Raw genomic sequence first — 18,971 nt, 5'->3', positions numbered from 1 at the left:
GTGGGAACGATCATTGGGGGGTTAGTGCGGTGGGTAGTTGGAGAGGATTTTGGTGACGGTGGTGCGGATAGCGTTGCTGCGATCCTGCGGGTTCGGCGAGCTGGCCATCATCTGTTCGTCACTGCCGCGCCACACCAGTTTGCCGTCCTTGCCGTCCAGCAAGTCGATCTGGATGGTTGCCACCTTGTAGGTGATGTTGCGCGTTTCGTTGTACATCGGCGCGCCCCAGTAGCCATTCCACGGGCCGCCCCAGGCGCCGCCGTAGTTGGTGGTGACTTGTTGCTGGCGGTCTTCGACGATCAGGTAGGCCTGCACGTTCAGGTCAGCCTTGGTGCCCGCCGCTGCCGGGCGCAGGCCGCGTTGGTCAAGTTGTTCGCCCACCGCCTGGCGGATGCGTTGCTCGGTGAGGTCACTCTTGATGCGTGGATCATCCGGGCGGTATTGCAGGGCCGGATCTTTCCAGGCCCAGTTGCGGTAGGCGCCGAAGTCGCGGCTGGCGTCAAAGTCGTGGTTGACCTGATTGGTCTGGCAGCCGCCCAGCACTACAACAACAGCAAGTGCAGCAATGCGACGAAGCATGGTTTTTCTCCAAAAGACAAACTGAGCCTGCGATGAGAATAGCGGCTAACTCGGTGGATAAGCGGCCATGGCCTTCTGCATGGCCTCGCGCAAGGCATCTGCCCGTTCGCTGAGGCTGCCCTGGCTGGCGGTTTCGGCGCTGGTGCTCCACACGGGCTGACGGGTGCGGGCGTCGAACAAGCTGATGCGCGCCACCGCGACTGTCACTTCATAGGTGCGAACCACCGGCACCGTGTTGTACATGCCGTAGCCGTTGCCATAGCGGTTATAGCCGCCGTAACCGTAGCCATAATCGTCCTGGACCTGGCGCAGGCGTTTTTCCAGGCGCACGTCGGCACTCACCAGCAGGTCGGGCGCACGGTTGTCATGCAAGGGGCGCAAGCCGCGCTGGTCGAGGGCGCCGCTGACCGCTTCGGCAATCTGCGCCGAATCGGCCCACGCCGTGCCCGCCGGCAGTTGGCCGTTGAGCCAGGCCCAGTTGCGGTAGGCACCATAGTCGCGCACCGGTGCCGGGTAGGCGCTGGCATCAAAGGTGTTGGCCGCCTGCGCCGGCGCCGGTGGCATGGGCGCAGAAGTGGCCACGTAAGGATTGGGGCTGGAGCAGGCGCTCAAGCCCACCGATAACAGGATCAAACAGAGACGACGCATTTCGACCTCCGCAGACTGGGCCGCTTAAACCGGACGGCAGATCCAGTGCAAATAACGCCCAAGTCCGGCAAAGCTTGGGTGACGACGGTGAGCGAGTTCCATCTCCAACAAGTCCTGTAAATCGGCGCGGGCCTGGAATTCCACCGGCATATAGTCGTGGAACACCCGCACGCCACTTTGGCTTTCGACCTGCCAAAGCCCCTCTAGTTGCGCCGCCAACTCACGTGGGTCGAGCGGCTGTTGCGGGGTCAGGCTCTGCTTCTCGCCGGCCATGTCGTTCTTGCGCATTTTGCGGAAGTGGCCTTTGAGCAGGTTGCGATAAATCAGCGCATCGCGGTTGTAGAACGCCAGCGACAGCCAGCCACCCGGCACCGTGAGCTGGTGCAGCACCGGCAGGATGGCATGGGGTTCGGCCAGCCATTCCAGCACGGCGTGGCAGAGCACCAAGTCGTACGGTTCGGTGAGTTGGCCGAGCAGGTCTTGCCAGGGCGCATGGATAAAGGTTGCGGTCTGCCCAGCGTCGGCAAAGCGCTGGCGCGCGCCTTCGAGCATCGGCTCGGCGGGCTCGGCCAGGGTGACTTGGTGGCCGCGTTCGGCCAGCCACAGCGACATATGCCCAAGGCCGGCGCCGATGTCCAGCACTCGCAGCGGGCGCTCGGGCAGCGCTTCGATCAGGTCGGCCTGGAGCACCGCCAGGCGAATAGCGCCTTTGGCGCCGCCGTAGATTTTCTCGGCGAAGCGCGTGGCCAGTTGGTCGAAATGACGGTCACTCATGGGCAAACCGCCGTTCGCTGTCGGCCAATTTGGCGCGCACCACCTCGTTCATGTCCAGGCCCAACTCACTGCACAGCAACAGCAGGTACAGCACGATATCGCCGACTTCCTGCCCGGCATGGGCGAGTTTTTCGGCGGGCAGCTGGCGCGATTGGTCTTCGGTCAGCCATTGGAAGATTTCCACCAGCTCGGACATTTCCACACTGGCGGCCATGGCCAGGTTTTTCGGGCTGTGGAATTGCTTCCAGTCGTTGTTATCGCGGATGCGGTGCAGGCGTTCGGTGAGGTGTTCGAGGTTCATGCGGGGGCTCCTGAAGGTGTATAGCTTCGGGGGGATCAGGGATGAAGGCAAGTGAATCCCGGTGGTGGGCTTGAGGGCGCCATCGCAGGCAAGCCAGCTCCCACATTTTAAATGTGTTCACAATTCAATTTGTGGGAGCTGGCTTGCCTGCGATGAGGCTCTAGTCGACGACGCTGAACTCGAGGCGGGCGGTTTGGCCGGCTTCGTCGAGGACGCTGAGCTGGTAGCGGCCCAGGTGTTCGAAGCTGGCGTTGATGCTGTCCTGGTTGGCGCTGTCGCCCAGCGGCGCGCCGTTGAGGAACCACCAGCGTCGACCGCTACCGCCCAGGGCGGAGATTTTCAGGCGCAGCGCTTGCTGGCTGGCGGCGGGCAGGCGCAACTGGTCGCCTTCGCGAACACCGACGATCGACAACGGCGACGCCGCCGCCAACGCCGGTGGCGGGCAATCGGGGTCGGCAGCCGGGATACGCGCTTCACGGCGCTCGACCCTGGGCAGCCACGGTTCCAGCGGCGCCGGCCACAAAGCGATGTCTTTGGCCACGGCACCTGGGCAATGGGCATCGACCCGCAAACCCTTGGCGTTGACCCACACCGTTTCCTTCAAGCCCACACTTAATGGCTGGTCCAACGCCTGCAAGGTGGGCGGCGTGGTGTTGTCCAGTGTCCAGGCAAAGCGCTGGCGACGGCAATTGGGGTCGCTGCGGCTCATCGGCTGGCCCAACGGCCAACAGATGGCCGCGACGCCAACATTGGCCGGCACCGGTTTGACGGGCGCGCTGATCCCGCGCTGGCTGTCGCGGTTGGTCAGCACGTCATGCACCTGCAACATCAACGGCGCCGCCGACGCCAGGCCGAACTGGCCCGGCACCGGCGTGCCATCCGGTCGGCCGATCCACACGCCGATCAAGTAGCGCGGCCCCACACCAATCGCCCAGGCATCGCGAAAGCCGTAGCTGGTGCCGGTTTTCCAGGCCAGCACCGGGCGCTGCACCAGCTCGGCGCGCGGGTCGCGGTCAGGCCGCGCCTGGCCGCTGAGGATACGCCGCACAATCCAGGCGGCCCCTGGTGACAATAAAGGCCGTTCTTTAAGCGTATCGTCCGGCTGTAAGCGGATAGCCGCACTCTTGCCGTCGCGGGCGAAGGCGCTGTAGCCGCTGACCAAGTCTTCCAGTCGGCTGCCTGCGCCGCCCAGAATCAACGCCAGGTTTGGTTCGGCCAGCGCCGGCAGCGCCAAGGGCACGCCGCCGATGCGCATTTCGGCGGCAAAGCGCTTCGGCCCGTAGGCCTCCAGCAGTTGCACCGCCGGCAAGTTCAGCGAACTGGACAGCGCCGTACTCGCCGGCACCGCGCCGCTGAAACCCATGGAGAAGTTGCCCGGCCGGTAATCGCCGTAGCGTCGCGGCACGTCCTGCAGCAGCGATTCGGAGTGAATCAGCCCATCGTCCAGGGCCATGCCGTACAGAAATGGTTTCAAGGTGGAACCGGGCGAGCGCAGCGCGCTGATCATGTCCACGTGGCCGAAGCGTTTGGCGTCATTGATATCCACCGAGCCGAGGTAGGCACGCACGGCCATGCTTTCTTCTTCCACCACCAGAATGGCTGCGGAGGTGTGCTCCGGCAGCCGCGCGCGCCAGCCCAGCAACAGGTCTTCAAGGCGGCGTTGCAGCGTGGCGTCCAGAGTGGTGCGGATCAGCGGCGGGCTGTCGGGGCGGTTCAGGCGGCGGGCGAGCAAGGGCGCCAGGCTCGGCTCCAATCGCGGGGCGAGCAGCAGCGGCTCTTCCAGGGCTTCATCGACCGCCGATTGCGGCCACACCTGGAACTCGGCGAGGCGCCGCAGCACTTTGTCGCGGGCTTGCTGGGCGCGTTGCGGATGGCGGTCCGGGCGCAGGCGGCTCGGCGCCTGGGGTAATACGGCGAGCAAGGCCGCTTCGGCGTGGGTCAGTTGTGCCGGTGACTTGCCCAAATACGCCCAACTGGCCGCCGCCACGCCTTGCAACGTACCGCCAAACGGCGCGCGGTTCAGGTACAGGTTGAGAATCTCGTCCTTGGATAAATGCCATTCCAACTGCGCAGTGCGCCACAGCTGGCGCAGCTTTCCATGGAAGGTGCGCGAATGCGGGTCAAGCAGCCGCGCCACTTGCATCGACAAGGTGCTGCCGCCCGACACCACCCGCGCGCCGGTCAAGTTCTGCCAGGTCGCCCGCGCCAGCGCCAACGGGTTCACGCCGGGGTGTTCATAAAACCAGCGGTCTTCGTAGGTGAGCAGCGCATCCAGGTAATACGGCGACACCTCACGGGTTTGCACCGGATAACGCCACACACCGTTGGCATCAGCAAACCGCCACAACGGCGTGCCATCCTCAGCCAGCACCACCCGCGCCAAGTCATCCCTGGGCAACGGCAACGGCCAAATCCGATCCGCCAGCCACAACAGCGCAATCACCAACAACACAAAACCCACGCCCACGCGCAGTAAATGTGGGAGCTGGCTCGCCTGCGATGGCGGCCTATCAGTCAACTCACTCACAGCGGCCCCACCCCGCCCACAACTAATCGCAAATTCAACCGCGCAAACCTCTATGCTTCATGGAACTAGCCGCGACCCATCGCGCCCAAAGGCTCAGTGCTGGCAATTTCGTCCACTTATTCATCGAGACACACCTATGCAAGTAGACTTTTTCGGATGGTTGGGTAACACCGTTGGCTTGATCATCCACTACATCGTCGAGTTCTTCAGTGGGCTGTTCAACATGCTGTCCAATGCGGGCGGCAACTTCGTCGAGGGCATGTCCCGCTCACTGGGCATGGACACCTCGATCATCAGCATCATCACGCTGATCATCGGCTTGCTGTTCCTGTACTCGGCCGTACGCGCCTTCATGCGCGCCTCGATCATCATTGGCGTGATCTGGCTGATGCTCGGCCTGTGGCTGCTGAGTTGGGTCGTCCACTAAACCCCAAGCACTTCCCCAATCCCCTGTGGGAGCTGGCTTGCCAGCTCCCACATTTGAACCCAGTGCCTTCAGCCAGACCTCAGCGGCCCTTGATCACCAGATCCGCCGGCGTCTCCCCCACCGCCTGCCAGTTCGGCCGGTACATCGACTCCACCTGCGGCGGCGGCACGCGGTACGTGCCCGGCGTCACTGCCCGCGCCAGGTACAACAGGTGCGTGGTGCCATAGCCGTCCAGGTTCATCGCCGCCACATAGCGGTCATCGCGGAACTCCTGATGCTTGAGCGACGCGTTCTGCATCGACTCGCGCCATTCCTTGACTTGGCTGCTGGCGTTTTCCAGGCTGGCCGCGCTTTGCGCCAGGTTCTGGTTTTCCAGCTCCAGGCCGGCCGGCAACAGGTCGACTACCAAGGCATCCGGCACCCGCTGCTTGGCACTCACCGCCAGGTGCACCAGCACCAAATCACCACTGTTCACGTTACGCAGGTTCAACGGCTGGCCGTTCATGCCCAGGTACTCGCGACGGATACTCAGGTTGTCACCACCCGCTGCCGGTGGCACTTGCGGGTAACCCGAAATCGTCAGTTGCTGGTACACCGGCGCCTCGCCCTGATTGCTCAAGGCCAGGTCACTGGACAGCTGTTTGCCGTCCAGCTCCAACGTCGACTGTTGATTATTCAACTCATGCACACCCCCGCTGCCGGTGAGCGACACCTGCCAGTTCGGCTCCGCCTGCGAGAACCCAAGGCGCCCGGCCAGGAACAGCGAATTACGCTCCTGGGTCGAGAGGTACGGGCTGGCGGCCAACTGGTCCGACAGCGTGAACAAACGCTCCTCGCGCTTGCCTTTGGCCAAGTCATTTTCTTCGAGCAACGCCAGGATCATCGCTTGATCGCGCAGCGGGCTGCCGTAGTCGGCCAGCCACTCATTGGCGTTGCGCTGCGCCGCCAAACCGGCGAGCAAGGCTTGATCGGCACGCGGCTGGTCGCCCATTTTTTGCAGGGCGATAGACAACTGCACCAACGGCAAGCCGGAGCGCGCATCGCTGCGGCGTTCGAAAATACTGCGCAACGCGCCCAATGGCGCCTGCTGACTGCGCGCCAGCACCATGCCGGCGTAGGCCTGCACGGCAAAGCGGGTGTGGTCGGCGTTGTCGCTGTAACTCACCTCAATCAGGTTGCGCTCCTGCACATAGCGCAGCAGGCGCTCGCTGGCCTTCTTCAGCGCTTCGGGCGGCACAGCAAAGCCCTGGTCGCGGGCGCGCAACAGGAAGTCGGTGACGTAGGCGGTCAGCCAATATTCCTCATCGCCATCGGCGCCCCACAAACCGAAGCTGCCGTTGTAGCGCTGCATGCCCAGCAGCCGCTCGATGCCCAGTTCGATCTTGCGCTTGCGCTCGCTGTCCGCCTCGCCCTTGACGCCCAGGCGCTTGAGCAACGCAGCGTCGGCATACAGCGACGGGTACAAGCCGCTGGCGGTCTGCTCCAGGCATCCATAAGGGTAGGCCTTGAGCGCGCGGATCTGCGCACCGAGGTTCAGCGGTGGCCGGCTCGACAGGCTCAGCAGCGCTTCACGCCCCGAGTTATCGAACTGGTCCAACGTACCGGCCGGGAGGCTCCACGGCTGATCCTTGAGCACTGCGCGGTAATGCTTGAGCAACGCGGGGTAGGCCGGGCGTACGCCCAGGGTCCATTCGCGGCTGAACGGCGGCAGGTTTTCACCCGGCAGGTCCAGGCCATTCACCGTGACGCTGACCTTGCCCTGCCCCAAGCCGCCCCAGGCTTTCACCGGGATACGCAAGGTGGTGCGCTGGCCTTGCTTGAGTTCCACCGTCTGCGCAGCACTGTTGAGCAACTCCAACTGCCCTTCGGCCCTCAGTTGCACGTCGAGCTTCTGCGCTTTGCCCGACAGGTTGGACAGGTCCAGCGCCAACGTCGTCTGGTCACCGCCGGCCAGGAAGCGCGGCGCCGACAGCTCGGCAATCAGCGGCGCGGCAATCACCGTCTTGCCTTCGGCCATGCCATAACGGTCATCGCTCCAGGCCTGGGCCATCAGGCGCAGCTCGCCGTTAAAGTCCGGGATATTGACGCTGACTTCGCCCTCGCCCTGCTCGTTCAAGGTCACCGGCGCGCTTTGCAACGCGACGATGGTCACGCTGGTGTCCGGGCGTTTGCCGCCCTTGGCCAGCGCCGCGTCACCACCAAACGCCAGGCTGGCCAAACGGCCCTGGCCGGCTTCGATCAACTGGCCGTAGATATCGAACTGGTCCACACCATAGGCCTTGCGACCAAACAGGCTGGAGTACGGGTCCGGCGTCGGGTATTCGGTGATATTGAGGATGCCCACGTCCACAGCCGCCAGCAGCACATGCACCTGCTTCGGCACGCTGCCATCGGCGTTCTTGGCGGCGATCTTTACCGTCAGCGCTTGTTTGGGGCGCATTTTTTCCGGTGCGGTGAGGGTCAGGCCCAGTTTGCGCTGGGTGCGATCCAGCGGCAGGTGCAGCAGGCCGACGGCACGTTTGGGGGTGATATTGGCCTTGCGCTCACCTGGGCGAATCACCAACGCGCTGACGTAAAGGTCATGGCGCGACCATTTCGGGTCGAGTTTCACGGCGAAGCTCTTGCCCTCGGCCGGCACATCGATTTCCTGCCACCACAGCGGCCCTTCGCTGGACTCCACCAGCAAGTAGCCCTTGCCGGCCGCCGGTGGCGTGACGGTGACCGTGGCGGTATCGCCATCGCCGTACGCGGGTTTATCCAGTGCCAACTTGACTTGGTCCGGGCGCACGGCGCCGCCTTCGGTGTTGTCCTGGGCCTGGTAGCCGGCCCAGAAACGCAGGCTGCTGACCAACCCGGTTTGCGGGTCTTCGACTTCGACGCGGTAGGGGCCCCACTCCACCTGGAAGCTGACCTTGGCGGTGTCGCCGGCCTTGATATTCAAGGTCTGCTCGTCGAGGTTGAGGAATTTCTCGTTGAAGTGATAACTCCAGCCGTCACTTTCCGAGTAGTTCCAGTAGTAGTCGCGGCGCTCGCGCACCAGGCGCACCTTGAGGTTTTGCGCAGCGAGTTTCTGCCCATCCTGATTGGCCACCAGCACTTCGAACTCTGCCGGGCCGTCACCATTGGTTTCCTTGCCGTCAAACAACCCTCGCAAACCGGGCAGTTGCTCGGCCGGCCAGATCGGTTGCACCAGGCGCCGCGTGATCGGCCGCCCGCCCGACTCTTGCAGGCTGGCTTGCACAATCAGTTGCAGCGGCGACTTGGCCTCGGCCCATTTGCTTTCCAGGGTCAGTTCTTCCTGGCCCTTGGCGTCGAGTACGCTTTCGTCCAGCTCGAAATCCTGGCTCAGTTCTTCTTCAGTGACGGAGCCGAACTGATAACCCGGCAGCGACTTGACCGCTTCGCGCAGGGGGCGCACATACACTTGCCCGCTGACGCGGTTGCCCGACGCCGGTGCGCCGTAGAGGTAGCGGCCATTGACGTGAATCACCGGATTATCCGCCGGGCTCAAGGCCGTGTCGCTGCCCTTGAGTTCCAGCGCCAGGCGCTCGGGCAGGAAGTCTTCGACGAGGAATTCATACAGCTGCGGCTTGCCGTCGCCGAGGTCGAACACCAGTTGCCAGCGCCCGGTCGGCGCCTCACCGGCCAATTGCAGTTGATATTGATAGAGGCCTGACGCATCGGCATCCCACACGAACTTGCGGCTGACTTGCTCATCCGGGCGGCGCACTTCGACGCTCACCGGTTGCGGCTTGACCGCATTGCCATCCTTGTCGCGCAACAGGGCGTTGAGCAGCACGGTTTCGCCGGGGCGATACAGGTCACGCGGGCCGAATACGAAGAATTGCAGCGGGTGTGCCGGTTGGCCACCGATGTCGAACTCGGCCAAATCCAGCGCGGCACTGTCCAGGCGCAGCATGCTGGTTTGTTCGCCCTGCTTGGCCAGTAACACCTGGGCCTTTTTCGGCAGCGGCAATTCGGCGTGGCCGCCCTTCTCGGTTTTACCCTGGCCGAGCACGCGGCCTTCGGCATCCAGCACTTCGAGGTCAACGCCGTCCAGCGCCTTGCCGCCTTCCAGTGCCTGGGTAAACACATCCAGGCGATTGGCATAGCGGTGCACCGACAGGCCGATATCACTCAAGGTGAACAGCGTGGCCGGTTGCGAATAGTTGTAGGTGCCCGAGGCGCGCATCACCGCCAGGTACACGCCCGGCTGTTGCAGCTGCTTGAGGCCGGCGATCGGCAGCAACAGGGTCTCGCGGGTATTGCGCGCCGGGTTCAGGTCGAAACGGCCGCCGTAGACCAGGTCGGCCATCGGCAGCAGCTCGCGGGACTCATAACTTTGCAGGCTGGTATTGCGCCCCCACTGCGCCAGGAACGACGGCAGGGATTCGGGTTTGATGCGGAAGAATTCGACGTCGATCTTGTCGACATTCAGCGCGATCACCGGCAAGCCTTCAGCCAGACGGGTCGGCAGTAAGGTGCCACGGCTGGCGAAGCCGACCGTGGCTTGCAGGTCACGGGTTTCCAGGCGTGCGCTGTACTCGGCGGCGAGCGTGTTGTCGTTGACCGCCCTGACCCCGGCATCCACGGTCAGCACCAGTTTGCGCTGCGGCTCCAAGTGACGCAGGCGCAACTCCATCAAGTTATCGGACAGCTCCCACGCGCCGTCGACCTTGCCGGACTTGCTGTCGACCAGATGCAGTTTGTCGGCGAACTTTTGGTCGGGATCCAAGGGAATGGAAAAACTCACCGACAAGGTGCTGGCCCCGTCCAGCTGGACTTCGGACACATCCACCACGCTCAACTCACGCCCGGCGTAACGCTGCTTGAGCGCTGCCACGTCCTCCGCGGCCTTGACGGGTTTCGGCGCGGTCGACACCGTTGGAGCAGACGGGGCAGCCGGTTTATCGGAGGAATCGCAGGCGCTCAGCAGGGCCAGCGCGCAGGCCAGGAACAGTCCTTTGTTAAGCATGGGGCACTCGTAGTGAGAGGGGTCCGAGGGGTGAACTATATATCAGCCTGGGTGGGGCCGATGGGGTGCTGGTCACATTGACCGACGGAGGGTGGTTTGGTTCTTGGTCCTCTTGTAACCAAGCCAAATCCCACAGCCACTGAAGATCAAAATGTGGGTGCTGTTGTGTTGTTGAGGGCCAGTTACAATGCCGCTCCCCAAAGGAGCCCAAATGACTTCCCTGCTCACCGACTGGCGCCACCGCCCCACCCACCGCCGCGTCTGGGCGCTGGCCGCGCCGATGATTCTGTCCAACATATCGGTGCCGCTGGTGGCCCTGGTCGACAGCATGGTCATCGGCCACCTGCCCCACGCTCACCAGTTGGGCGCCGTGGCCGTCGGCGCCAGCCTGTACACCTTCCTCGCCTGGGCCATGGGCTTTCTGCGCATGGGCTCCACCGGCTTTGCCGCCCAGGCCGCCGGGCGCAATGATGGCGCGGCACTGCGGCAAATCCTGCTGCAAGGCTTGCTGCTGGCACTGGGCTTGGCGATGTTGCTGGGCACCGTCGGCATCCCGCTGAGCCATCTGGCCCTGGAGTGGATGCAGCCCTCAGCCGAATTGAATCAACTGACCCGCGAGTTTTTCCACACGCGCCTGTTCGGCCTGCCCGCCGCGCTGGCCAGCTATGCCTTGGTCGGCTGGTTCCTCGGCACGCAAAACGCCCGCGCGCCGCTGGCGATTCTATTGACCACCAACCTGGTCAATATCGCCTTGAACCTGTGGTTCGTCCTCGGCCTGGAGTGGGGTGTGGTCGGCTCCGCGCGGGCGTCGGTCATCGCTGAATGGACCGGCGCCCTGCTCGGCCTGGCCCTGACGCAAAACGCCCTGCGCGCCTACCCCGGCCATATCGCCTGGGCCGCACTGAAAGTGTGGGAAAGTTGGCGCCCGTTGCTGGCGGTGAACCGCGATATTTTTATCCGCAGCCTGGCGTTGCAGTCAGTGTTTTTCATGATCACGGTACAAGGCGCGCGCCTCGGCGATGCTACGGTCGCGGCCAACGCGCTGCTGCTCAATGGCCTGCTGCTGACCGCCCACGCCCTGGACGGTTTGGCCCACGCCGTCGAAGCGCTGTGCGGGCATGCCATCGGCGCCCATGATCGCCAGGCGTTGCGCCGCTCATTGGTGGTCGCCTGCGGCTGGTCATTGATCGCCAGCGTCTGGTTCGCGTTGCTGTTCACGTTCGCCGGCCACCTGTTTATCGCCATGCAAACCGACATCCCCAGCGTGCGCGAAACCGCCGACATCTACCTGCCTTATCTGGCCGTGCTGCCGTTGATTGCGGTTTGGAGTTACTTGCTGGACGGCCTGTTCATCGGCGCCACCCGCGCGCGGGAAATGCGCAACGGCATGCTGCTCACCGTGGTGATTCTGCTGCCGTTCGCCTGGGCGCTGCAGCCGTACGGCAACCACGGGCTGTGGATAACCTTCCTGCTGTTCATGGCGTTGCGCAGCCTTACTTTGTGGGCGATTGCCTGGCGCTTGAATCGGCAGAATCAGTGGCTTGGATAAACGCCGTGACGCGGTCCAACACCGGCGCCAGCCAGCGTAAGGGCTTGGCAATCGATGCCACTAAGGTCGCGTGGCTGGTCCTGGTGAAGTAAAACGCCTCCACCGGCACGCCTGCTTCGCGCAGTTTCTTCGCCAGCCCGCCGGTATTGCGCGTTGGGTTGACCAGCGTGTCGCTCACCGAGGCGATCAACAGGCTCGGTGGTGCGTCACGGCTGACGTGATTGATCGGCTGAGAATCCGGCGGTGAATCGGGGAAGAAAAACACGGGCCGTACGTCGCGATTATCAATCGGCAGGAAGTCATACGGCCCGGCCAGGCCGATCCAGCCTTTGAGCATCGATGGCGACATATTCACTTCGCCAAGCCAGCGCGCATCCAGCGCCAGCATCGACGCGTTGTAGGCACCGGAGCTGTGGCCCATGAGGTAAAGCTGCTTGGGGTCGGCGCCGTAGTCGGCGATGTGCTGATAAGTCCAGGCGACGGCCTGGGCGTTGTCCTGCAGAAAAAGTGGGTAACGCACTTGCGGGTAGAGCCGGTAATCCGCAATCACCACCACGATGCCGCGTGAGGCCAGGGCTTCGCCGACAAAACCGTAATCGTCCTTGGCGCCACTGTTCCAACTGCCGCCGTAGAAGAACACCACGACTGGGGCATTGGGCGCTGCCTTGGTTGGACGGTAGACATCGAGTGTTTGGCGCGGGTCGGCACCGTAGGCGATTGAGGATGTTTTGGTGAAGGTGCTGGAGGGCGTGAGTGCGTTGAGCACTTTGATCGGGGAGCACGCTGCTAGAAGCGCAGCGAATGCCAGGGTCAAGGCTTGCAGGAGTTTTCTCGACATCGTTCAGACCTCACACAGAAGGTACTACCAAACGAAGATCCAAATGTGGGAGCGGGCTTGCTCGCGAAGGCGGTGGGTCAGTTAACACATGTGTGACTGATGTACCGCCTTCGCGAGCAAGCCCGCTCCCACATTAGATTGCTATCAGCTTAGATCACGACGACAGGTACGAAGAACGCGTCAGGCCCAGACGCAACGCATCGAGGAACTGCGTGCGCTCACTGGCACTGATCTTCGCACTCGCACACTTGTCACGGTAGTGCGTCATCAGTTCTTCCGGCGACAAGTGCACATAACGCAGCATGTCTTCGATGGTGTCGTGGGTCTCGATCCCGGCGCTGTACACCGAACCGTCTTCGCGCTGGTAGATGTTCACCGAGTCGGTGTCACCGAACAGGTTGTGCATATCACCGAGAATTTCCTGGTAAGCGCCGACCAGGAAGATGCCCAGCAAGTAGTCTTCACCTTCGTTCAAGGCATGCACCGGCAGGCTAGTCTCGATGCTCTGCTCGTCGACGTATTGCTTGATCTTGCCGTCGGAGTCGCAGGTCAAATCCTGCAGCACGGCGCGGCGCAGCGGCTCTTCGTCGAGACGATGCAGCGGCAGGATCGGCAGCACCTGGCCGATCGCCCAGGTGTCCGGCAGGCTCTGGAACACCGAGAAGTTGCAGATGTACTTGTCGGCCAGTTTGTCGTTGAGCTCGTCCAGCACTTGGCGGTGCGAGCGTTGACGCGCTTTCAACGAGTCGTGCAGGCGACGGCATACGGCGAAGTAGCACTGCTCGGCGAGGGCTTTTTCGGCCAGGGTGATCTTGCCGTCGGCGTACTGGGTGGCCACGTCGCTCATGTAGTGCGTGGCGCGCCAGTAGGTTTCGGTGACCATTTCAATGTCGGTCGGGCCCAGCAGGTCGACCAGCCACTGCACGGTTTCCGGCAGGCTTTCCTTGTTTTCGATCAGCGGGATTTCGTCGTTGTGCTTCTCGACGTCGGTGACTTGCACCACCAGCATGGCGTGGTGGGCAGTCAGCGAGCGGCCGCTTTCGGAGAAGATATGCGGGTGCGGCAGGCTCTGCGCGTCGCAGAATTCCCTGAGCATGCCCACCACCACGCCGGCGTAGTCGTCCATGTCGTAGTTGATCGAGCTGGCGTTGCGCGAGTGCGTGCCGTCGTAGTCCACACCCAGGCCGCCGCCGACGTCGATGTGATCGACTGGCAGGCCGAGGTTGCGCAGTTCGCCGTAGTAACGAATGGCTTCCTTGAACCCGTGCTGGTAGTCGGCCAGGTTGGCGATCTGCGAGCCCATGTGGAAGTGCAGCAGGCGGATGCCCTGATCCAGGCCGGCCGCGCGGAAACGCTCGACCACCGACAGCAGTTGCGCTGCCGACAAACCGAATTTGGACTTCTCACCGCCGGTGTCCGCCCACTTGCTCGACGCCAGGGACGACAAGCGCACGCGCAGGCCGACCTGTGGCTTGACCTTGAGGTTGGCCGCCTCCTCGATCACCAGCGCCACTTCAGATTCTTTCTCAATCACGATGAATACGTTGTGGCCGAGCTTCTGGCCCATCAGCGCGAGGCGGATGAACTCACGGTCTTTGTAACCGTTGCAGACAATGGTGCCGCCTTTCGGTGCCAGGGCCAGCACGGCCAGCAGTTCAGGCTTGGAGCCAGCTTCCAGGCCGATGGACACGTCCTGGGTAGCAATGATGTTCTCGATCACCGCTTCCTGCTGGTTCACCTTGATCGGGTACAGCGCGGTGTACTTGCTCTGGTATTCCAGGCGTTCGATGTTCGCATCGAAAGCACCGGTCAGCTGGCGCACGCGGTCTTGCAGGATATCGGGGAAGCGCACCAGCAGCGGCAAGGACAGGCCGCTTTTGCGCAGCTCGTCGACTTGCTCGTACAGGTCGACAGGCGTGCTGTTCGGGCCGTTCGGACGGACTTCAACGCGACCGGCTTCATTGATCGCGAAATACCCGGCCCCCCAATGGCGAATCCCGTAAACACTGCGGCTGTCCGCAACTGTCCATTGGCTGCCATCGTCTTTGCGTGTGCGTCGTACGGACATCGAAGTCCCCTATAAATGAAGGCGAAGGCGCCGCCCCGGGTTTGAGGCTGGCGCAGTCTAAAGAATGAAAATGACGATTTGCCTGTAAGGGAGGTAGACCTCACTCGCAGGACAGAGTTTAGACACAGGTTGGGAAGAGGCTTTCAGCCGCCGGACTTCTTGGCCTTGTACCCGAGCTTGATCAGCTCGGCCAACAGCAATTCGACGTGATCGCCCTGAATCTCGATGACCCCGTCTTTCAACGCGCCACCGGTGCCACAGCGCTTTTTCAGCGTGGTAGCCAGTTCCTTCAGGGCCTCTTCGGCCAGCGGTACGCCGGTGATGGTGGTCACCGTCTTGCCGCCACGGCCTTTGCTCTCGCGTCGCACGCGGGCAATGCCGTCGCCTTCAGGGATCAGGGTCTGTTTGCAGGTGCACGAATCCACGGGCTGACGACAGTCCGGGCAGTGTCGACCTGCGTCGGTGGAAAATACCAGGCCACCAAGGGCGGCGAAGGATGCGGCTTTTTTGGCCACCGGCAATCCTCTTGGGAGGACAAAGACTGATCGGTGCTCGCAACGAGCATCACCGACCGCGAAGCCCCACTCAGGCAGGGGCAGCGCTACCGAACCGCAAAGGTGGTTCGGGTGAAAAGTCGCGCAGTGTAACGGCAAAAAGCCGACTTGCTAAGAGCCAAATAGCGCCAATTTATGCAACTTTAGCGACGCGAGGCCAGATAGCGCCGCAAGCCTTCTTGAGCGTCCGGGCAGTAAGGCTTTTGTTCAGCTTCCTGCAGGACAGTTTCAACGGGTAAAAAGCGCGCTTCCATGACCTCTTCGGGCTGCAGACGCAAAGGCCCATCCCAGACCGCCGAGTAGGACGTGCACCACAGCCGGCTGTCGTCCTCTTCAAAGTAGAAATGGTCATGCTCGACCAATTCAACGCCGGCAACGCCCAGCTCCTCTTCCAGTTCACGGGCGGCCGAAGCGGCGTAGCTCTCACCCTGCGCGACCATGCCACCCGCCGCCGTGTCCCAGAACCCCGGATACAAGGCTTTGCTCAGGGTGCGCCGATGCACACACAGCTCACCGGCCGAATTGAACAGGAAGATAAAGGTGCATCGGCCGATCAGGCCGCGCTGGCGAAGGTCGGACCTGACGAGGTGGCCGAGCAGGTTGTCCTGCTCGTCGACCCAGCAGATCAGTTCAGCGTCGGAGGCCGCACGGTGTGCGGCCTCCTTTTGAGTAGCGTCCATCATCACCCCTGGTTGAGGAGCTGACGCAAATCTATAACTGCAGCGTTTGCCCGGGAAATATAGTTGGCCATGACCAACGAGTGGTTGGCGAGGATGCCAAAGCCACTGCCGTTAAGAATCATAGGGCTCCAAACCGGTTCCTGCGAGGCCTCCAGCTCACGAATTATCTGGCGCACGCTGACGGTGGCGTTTTTCTTGGCCAGCACGTCGGCAAAGTCGACTTCGATGGCGCGCAGCAGGTGGGACAGCGCCCACGCCTGGCCACGGGCTTCGTAGAACACGTTGTCGATCTGCATCCATGGGGTTTCCACCACTTCCTCATCGACCTGCGGCACTTCACCCGGCGCCAGGGCTTCGGTTTTCAGTGCGGTGTTCAGCTTGACCCGGCCCACGCTGGCCGACAGACGCTGCGACAACGAGCCCAAACGGGTGGCGACATCGCCCAGCCAGTTGTTCAGGTTATCGGCACGCGCATAAAACAGCGCACCGCGCTGGTTAGGGTCCGACAAGCGCGCTTCGTAGCGGCTCAGGGAATTGATGCCTTCCTGGTATTCCGACTCGCTGGACGGCAGCACCCAGCTCTTGTTGTCGAAGTTGAAACGCGGCTCGGCCTTGGCCAAGTCAGCGTCTTCAGCCGACTGCGACTGGGAGCGGGCAAAGTCTTTACGCAGGGCGCGGGTCAGGTCGCGCACCTGCACCAGCACGCCATATTCCCAGCTCGGCATGTTGTCCATCCACAGGCCTGGCGGGAAACGGTCATTGGAGATGTAGCCACCGGGCTTGTTCAGCAAGGTGCCGACCACGGTCTTGAGGGTTTCGACGGTGGTGTAGCCCACCACCATCTGCTTGCCTTCCTTCTCGGCGGCAAGCTGGGCATTTTGCTGGACCGGGAACAGCGCCGGCTCTTCGCTCCAGTACCAGCCCAGCGCGCCGGTGACCAACAGGTACAACCCCAGCACGCTGAGCACGGCTCGGCTCATCACCAGGTTGCGAAAGTAGCTACGGTTGGCCGACTTGGGCTCAGGGGCGGGGCCTTTGGCACTGCCTGCGCGGTTTTTCCAGTCCAGCATGGCGATATCCTTTCAATCACTTGAGTTCATGCACGTCATTTGTCCGGGTGCGTTCAAACACTCCGACCACAACCCTACCCCATCGTGCCCATCGGTGCGGGGCTTTTAACAGAAGTGGCGCGCCAGAGATGTTCGACTATAAATGATGCACGCTGTTTACGCAGTGCGACCACTAGGTCAAAAACTGAATACAGCAGACGTGTACTTAATTGACGTATGACACTCATGTTGAAGAAAAGAGGTGCTAGCATAGAGCCATCAGTCGACCTCAGCATGCACCCTAACTAGTAGTCAGGATATGACCGAGCCAGAAGACCCCTGCCGTGAGCGTCTCAAGCACCATTTTGCCCAGCGGGTAATTCATCAGGCACGTCAAATTCTTGAGATCTGGCAACGCCTGCAACGCAGCGAATGGTCGAACACCGATTTGTCCGAACTCAGCGAAGCCAACCTGCGCCTGCTGCGCTTTGCCGAGCGTTTCGAACAGCCGGAGCACGGCCAGCTGGCGCGGCACATTGGCGAATCGCTCAAGGCAGTCGACGAAAATCGCGGGCGCCTGAGCAGCCAAGTCATCACCGAACTCAACCGCCTGATGCAGCGCCTGTCCCGCACCGGCCTGCGCCAGGGCGACCAGTTGGAACAAACCTTCCTGCCGCCGATGCGCAAGCCGATCTACGTGATGCTGGCGGACCACGACCGCGCCGAGCGCCTGGCCAAGCAGCTGGAGTTCTTTGGCATGAGCGCCCAGCCGCTGGACAGCGTGGCGGCATTTCGCGCGTCGCTGGCCGAGCGCCTGCCGTCAGCGATTGTGATGGACGTGGATTTCTGCGGCCAAGGTTTAGGCCTCAAACTCGCAGCCGAGGCCCAGGAAGGCCTGGAGCAAAAGCTGCCGCTGTTGTTTTTCAGCCTGCATGAAACCGACACCCCGACGCGCCTGGCCGCCGTGCGTGCCGGCGGCCAGGAATTCCTCACCGGCACCCTCGAAGCCTCGAGCCTGCTGGAAAAGATCGAAGTGCTGACCTGCGTCGCGCAGTACGAGCCTTACAAAGTACTGATCATCGACGACTCGCGCGCCCAGGCCCTGCACACCGAGCGCCTGCTCAACAGCGCCGGCATTGTCACGCGCACCTTGATCGAACCGATCCAGGCGATGGCCGAGCTGGCGGATTTCCAGCCGGACCTGATCATCCTCGACATGTACATGCCCGCCTGCACCGGCACTGAACTGGCCAAGGTGATTCGCCACAATGACCGTTACGTCAGCGTGCCGATCATCTACCTGTCGGCCGAAGACGACCTGGATAAGCAGCTCGACGCCATGAGCGAAGGCGGCGACGACTTCCTCACCAAACCGATCAAGCCGCGCCACCTGATCACCACCGTGCGCAACCGCGCCGCCCGCGCGCGCAACCTCAAGGCGCGGATGGTGCGCGACAGCCTGACCGGGTTGTACAACCACACCCATATCCTGCAATTGCTCGAAGACTGCAGCTTCCGCGCGCGCCGCGAGAACAAGCCGCTGAGCTTTGCCATGCTCGATATCGACCACTTCAAACGGGTCAATGACAGCCACGGCCACCCGATGGGCGACCGTGTGATCAAGAGCCTGGCGCTGTTTCTCAAGCAGCGTTTGCGCAAGACCGACTACATCGGCCGCTACGGCGGTGAAGAATTCGCCATCGTGATGCCCGACACCGATCTGGAATCGGCCTGCAAAGTGCTCGACGAAATCCGCGGGCGCTTTGCCGAAATCCATTACCCGGCCCAACCGCAGGATTTGTGGTGCACCTTCAGCGCTGGGCTGGTGGAGCTGTGCGACGGCTCCGACAGCCTGATGATGGCCGCCCAGGCGGATGAGGCGCTGTACCGCGCCAAGGACGCCGGGCGCAACCGTGTGCACGCTGCGCGTACGTCAAAGCAAAGTGCCACCTTTTCACCGGAATTCACTGATTCCGTCATAACTTTGTAACGCAAACGCAAT

General features: G+C 62.6%; 14 protein-coding genes. 3 read left to right on the top strand and 11 right to left on the bottom strand.

Annotated features, from left to right (window positions below):
- Nucleotides 1-21: 21 nt before the first annotated feature.
- From L8I05_RS27435 to pbpC, 5 genes are all read right to left on the bottom strand, one after another.
- Complete coding sequence (locus L8I05_RS27435; protein WP_177017430.1) at nucleotides 22-579, bottom strand: DUF4136 domain-containing protein; 558 nt, start codon at nucleotides 577-579, stop codon at nucleotides 22-24.
- A 45-nt stretch (nucleotides 580-624) separates the two neighbouring features.
- Nucleotides 625-1,227 carry a DUF4136 domain-containing protein gene (locus tag L8I05_RS27430; RefSeq protein WP_177017429.1) on the bottom strand — a complete coding sequence of 201 codons (603 nt, stop codon included), beginning with the start codon at nucleotides 1,225-1,227 and terminating at the stop codon, nucleotides 625-627.
- Nucleotides 1,228-1,251: 24 nt separating this feature from the next.
- Entirely contained in the window at nucleotides 1,252-2,001 is a 750-nt protein-coding gene (locus L8I05_RS27425) for a methyltransferase (RefSeq protein WP_242175065.1), read from the bottom strand.
- Nucleotides 1,994-2,302 carry a MazG-like family protein gene (locus L8I05_RS27420; RefSeq protein WP_177017427.1) on the bottom strand — a complete coding sequence of 103 codons (309 nt, stop codon included), beginning with the start codon at nucleotides 2,300-2,302 and terminating at the stop codon, nucleotides 1,994-1,996. Before L8I05_RS27420 ends, L8I05_RS27425 begins: the two co-directional genes overlap by 8 nt.
- A 160-nt stretch (nucleotides 2,303-2,462) precedes the next feature.
- Nucleotides 2,463-4,754, bottom strand: coding sequence for a peptidoglycan glycosyltransferase PbpC (gene pbpC, locus L8I05_RS27415; protein ID WP_242175069.1), 2,292 nt, complete (start codon nucleotides 4,752-4,754; stop codon nucleotides 2,463-2,465).
- A 211-nt stretch (nucleotides 4,755-4,965) separates the two neighbouring features.
- Between pbpC and L8I05_RS27410 the strand changes: the two genes are divergently transcribed.
- Nucleotides 4,966-5,256 carry a hypothetical protein gene (locus L8I05_RS27410; protein ID WP_159953965.1) on the top strand — a complete coding sequence of 97 codons (291 nt, stop codon included), beginning with the start codon at nucleotides 4,966-4,968 and terminating at the stop codon, nucleotides 5,254-5,256.
- Between the two features lie 79 nt (nucleotides 5,257-5,335).
- Here the strand turns inward: L8I05_RS27410 and L8I05_RS27405 are convergent, their stop codons facing one another.
- Nucleotides 5,336-10,231, bottom strand: coding sequence for an alpha-2-macroglobulin (locus L8I05_RS27405; RefSeq protein ID WP_242175063.1), 4,896 nt, complete (start codon nucleotides 10,229-10,231; stop codon nucleotides 5,336-5,338).
- A 211-nt stretch (nucleotides 10,232-10,442) separates the two neighbouring features.
- Here L8I05_RS27405 and L8I05_RS27400 point away from each other — a divergent pair, with 211 nt between their 5' ends.
- Nucleotides 10,443-11,780, top strand: a complete 1,338-nt coding sequence (locus tag L8I05_RS27400) for an MATE family efflux transporter (RefSeq protein ID WP_242175061.1) — start codon at nucleotides 10,443-10,445, stop codon at nucleotides 11,778-11,780.
- Here the strand turns inward: L8I05_RS27400 and L8I05_RS27395 are convergent.
- From L8I05_RS27395 to L8I05_RS27375, 5 genes are all read right to left on the bottom strand, one after another.
- Nucleotides 11,725-12,618, bottom strand: coding sequence for an alpha/beta hydrolase (locus tag L8I05_RS27395; protein ID WP_242175059.1), 894 nt, complete (start codon nucleotides 12,616-12,618; stop codon nucleotides 11,725-11,727). The genes L8I05_RS27400 and L8I05_RS27395 overlap by 56 nt on opposite strands.
- Before the next feature lie 154 nt (nucleotides 12,619-12,772).
- Entirely contained in the window at nucleotides 12,773-14,686 is a 1,914-nt protein-coding gene (gene speA, locus L8I05_RS27390) for an arginine decarboxylase (RefSeq protein WP_242175058.1), read from the bottom strand.
- A 143-nt stretch (nucleotides 14,687-14,829) separates the two neighbouring features.
- Nucleotides 14,830-15,201: a translation initiation factor Sui1 gene (locus L8I05_RS27385; RefSeq protein ID WP_012722004.1), complete on the bottom strand. Its 372-nt coding sequence runs from the start codon at nucleotides 15,199-15,201 to the stop codon at nucleotides 14,830-14,832.
- A 182-nt stretch (nucleotides 15,202-15,383) separates the two neighbouring features.
- Nucleotides 15,384-15,920: an NUDIX hydrolase gene (locus L8I05_RS27380; RefSeq protein WP_242175055.1), complete on the bottom strand. Its 537-nt coding sequence runs from the start codon at nucleotides 15,918-15,920 to the stop codon at nucleotides 15,384-15,386.
- 2 nt (nucleotides 15,921-15,922) lie between these two features.
- The gene (locus L8I05_RS27375; protein WP_159953959.1) at nucleotides 15,923-16,990 is read right to left on the bottom strand and encodes a DUF2333 family protein; all 1,068 of its coding nucleotides are present in this window, start codon (nucleotides 16,988-16,990) and stop codon (nucleotides 15,923-15,925) included.
- A gap of 298 nt (nucleotides 16,991-17,288) precedes the next feature.
- Between L8I05_RS27375 and L8I05_RS27370 the strand changes: the two genes are divergently transcribed.
- On the top strand, nucleotides 17,289-18,959 hold the full coding sequence (locus tag L8I05_RS27370; protein WP_242175054.1) for a PleD family two-component system response regulator: 1,671 nt from the start codon (nucleotides 17,289-17,291) through the stop codon (nucleotides 18,957-18,959).
- Nucleotides 18,960-18,971: the final 12 nt, after the last annotated feature.

This window comes from Pseudomonas sp. MONT-RG-20F-20-E-7-02 (genome assembly GCF_022662395.1).
Lineage (GTDB): Bacteria > Pseudomonadota > Gammaproteobacteria > Pseudomonadales > Pseudomonadaceae > Aquipseudomonas.
This window is presented reverse-complemented; position numbering and strand designations above follow the sequence as displayed.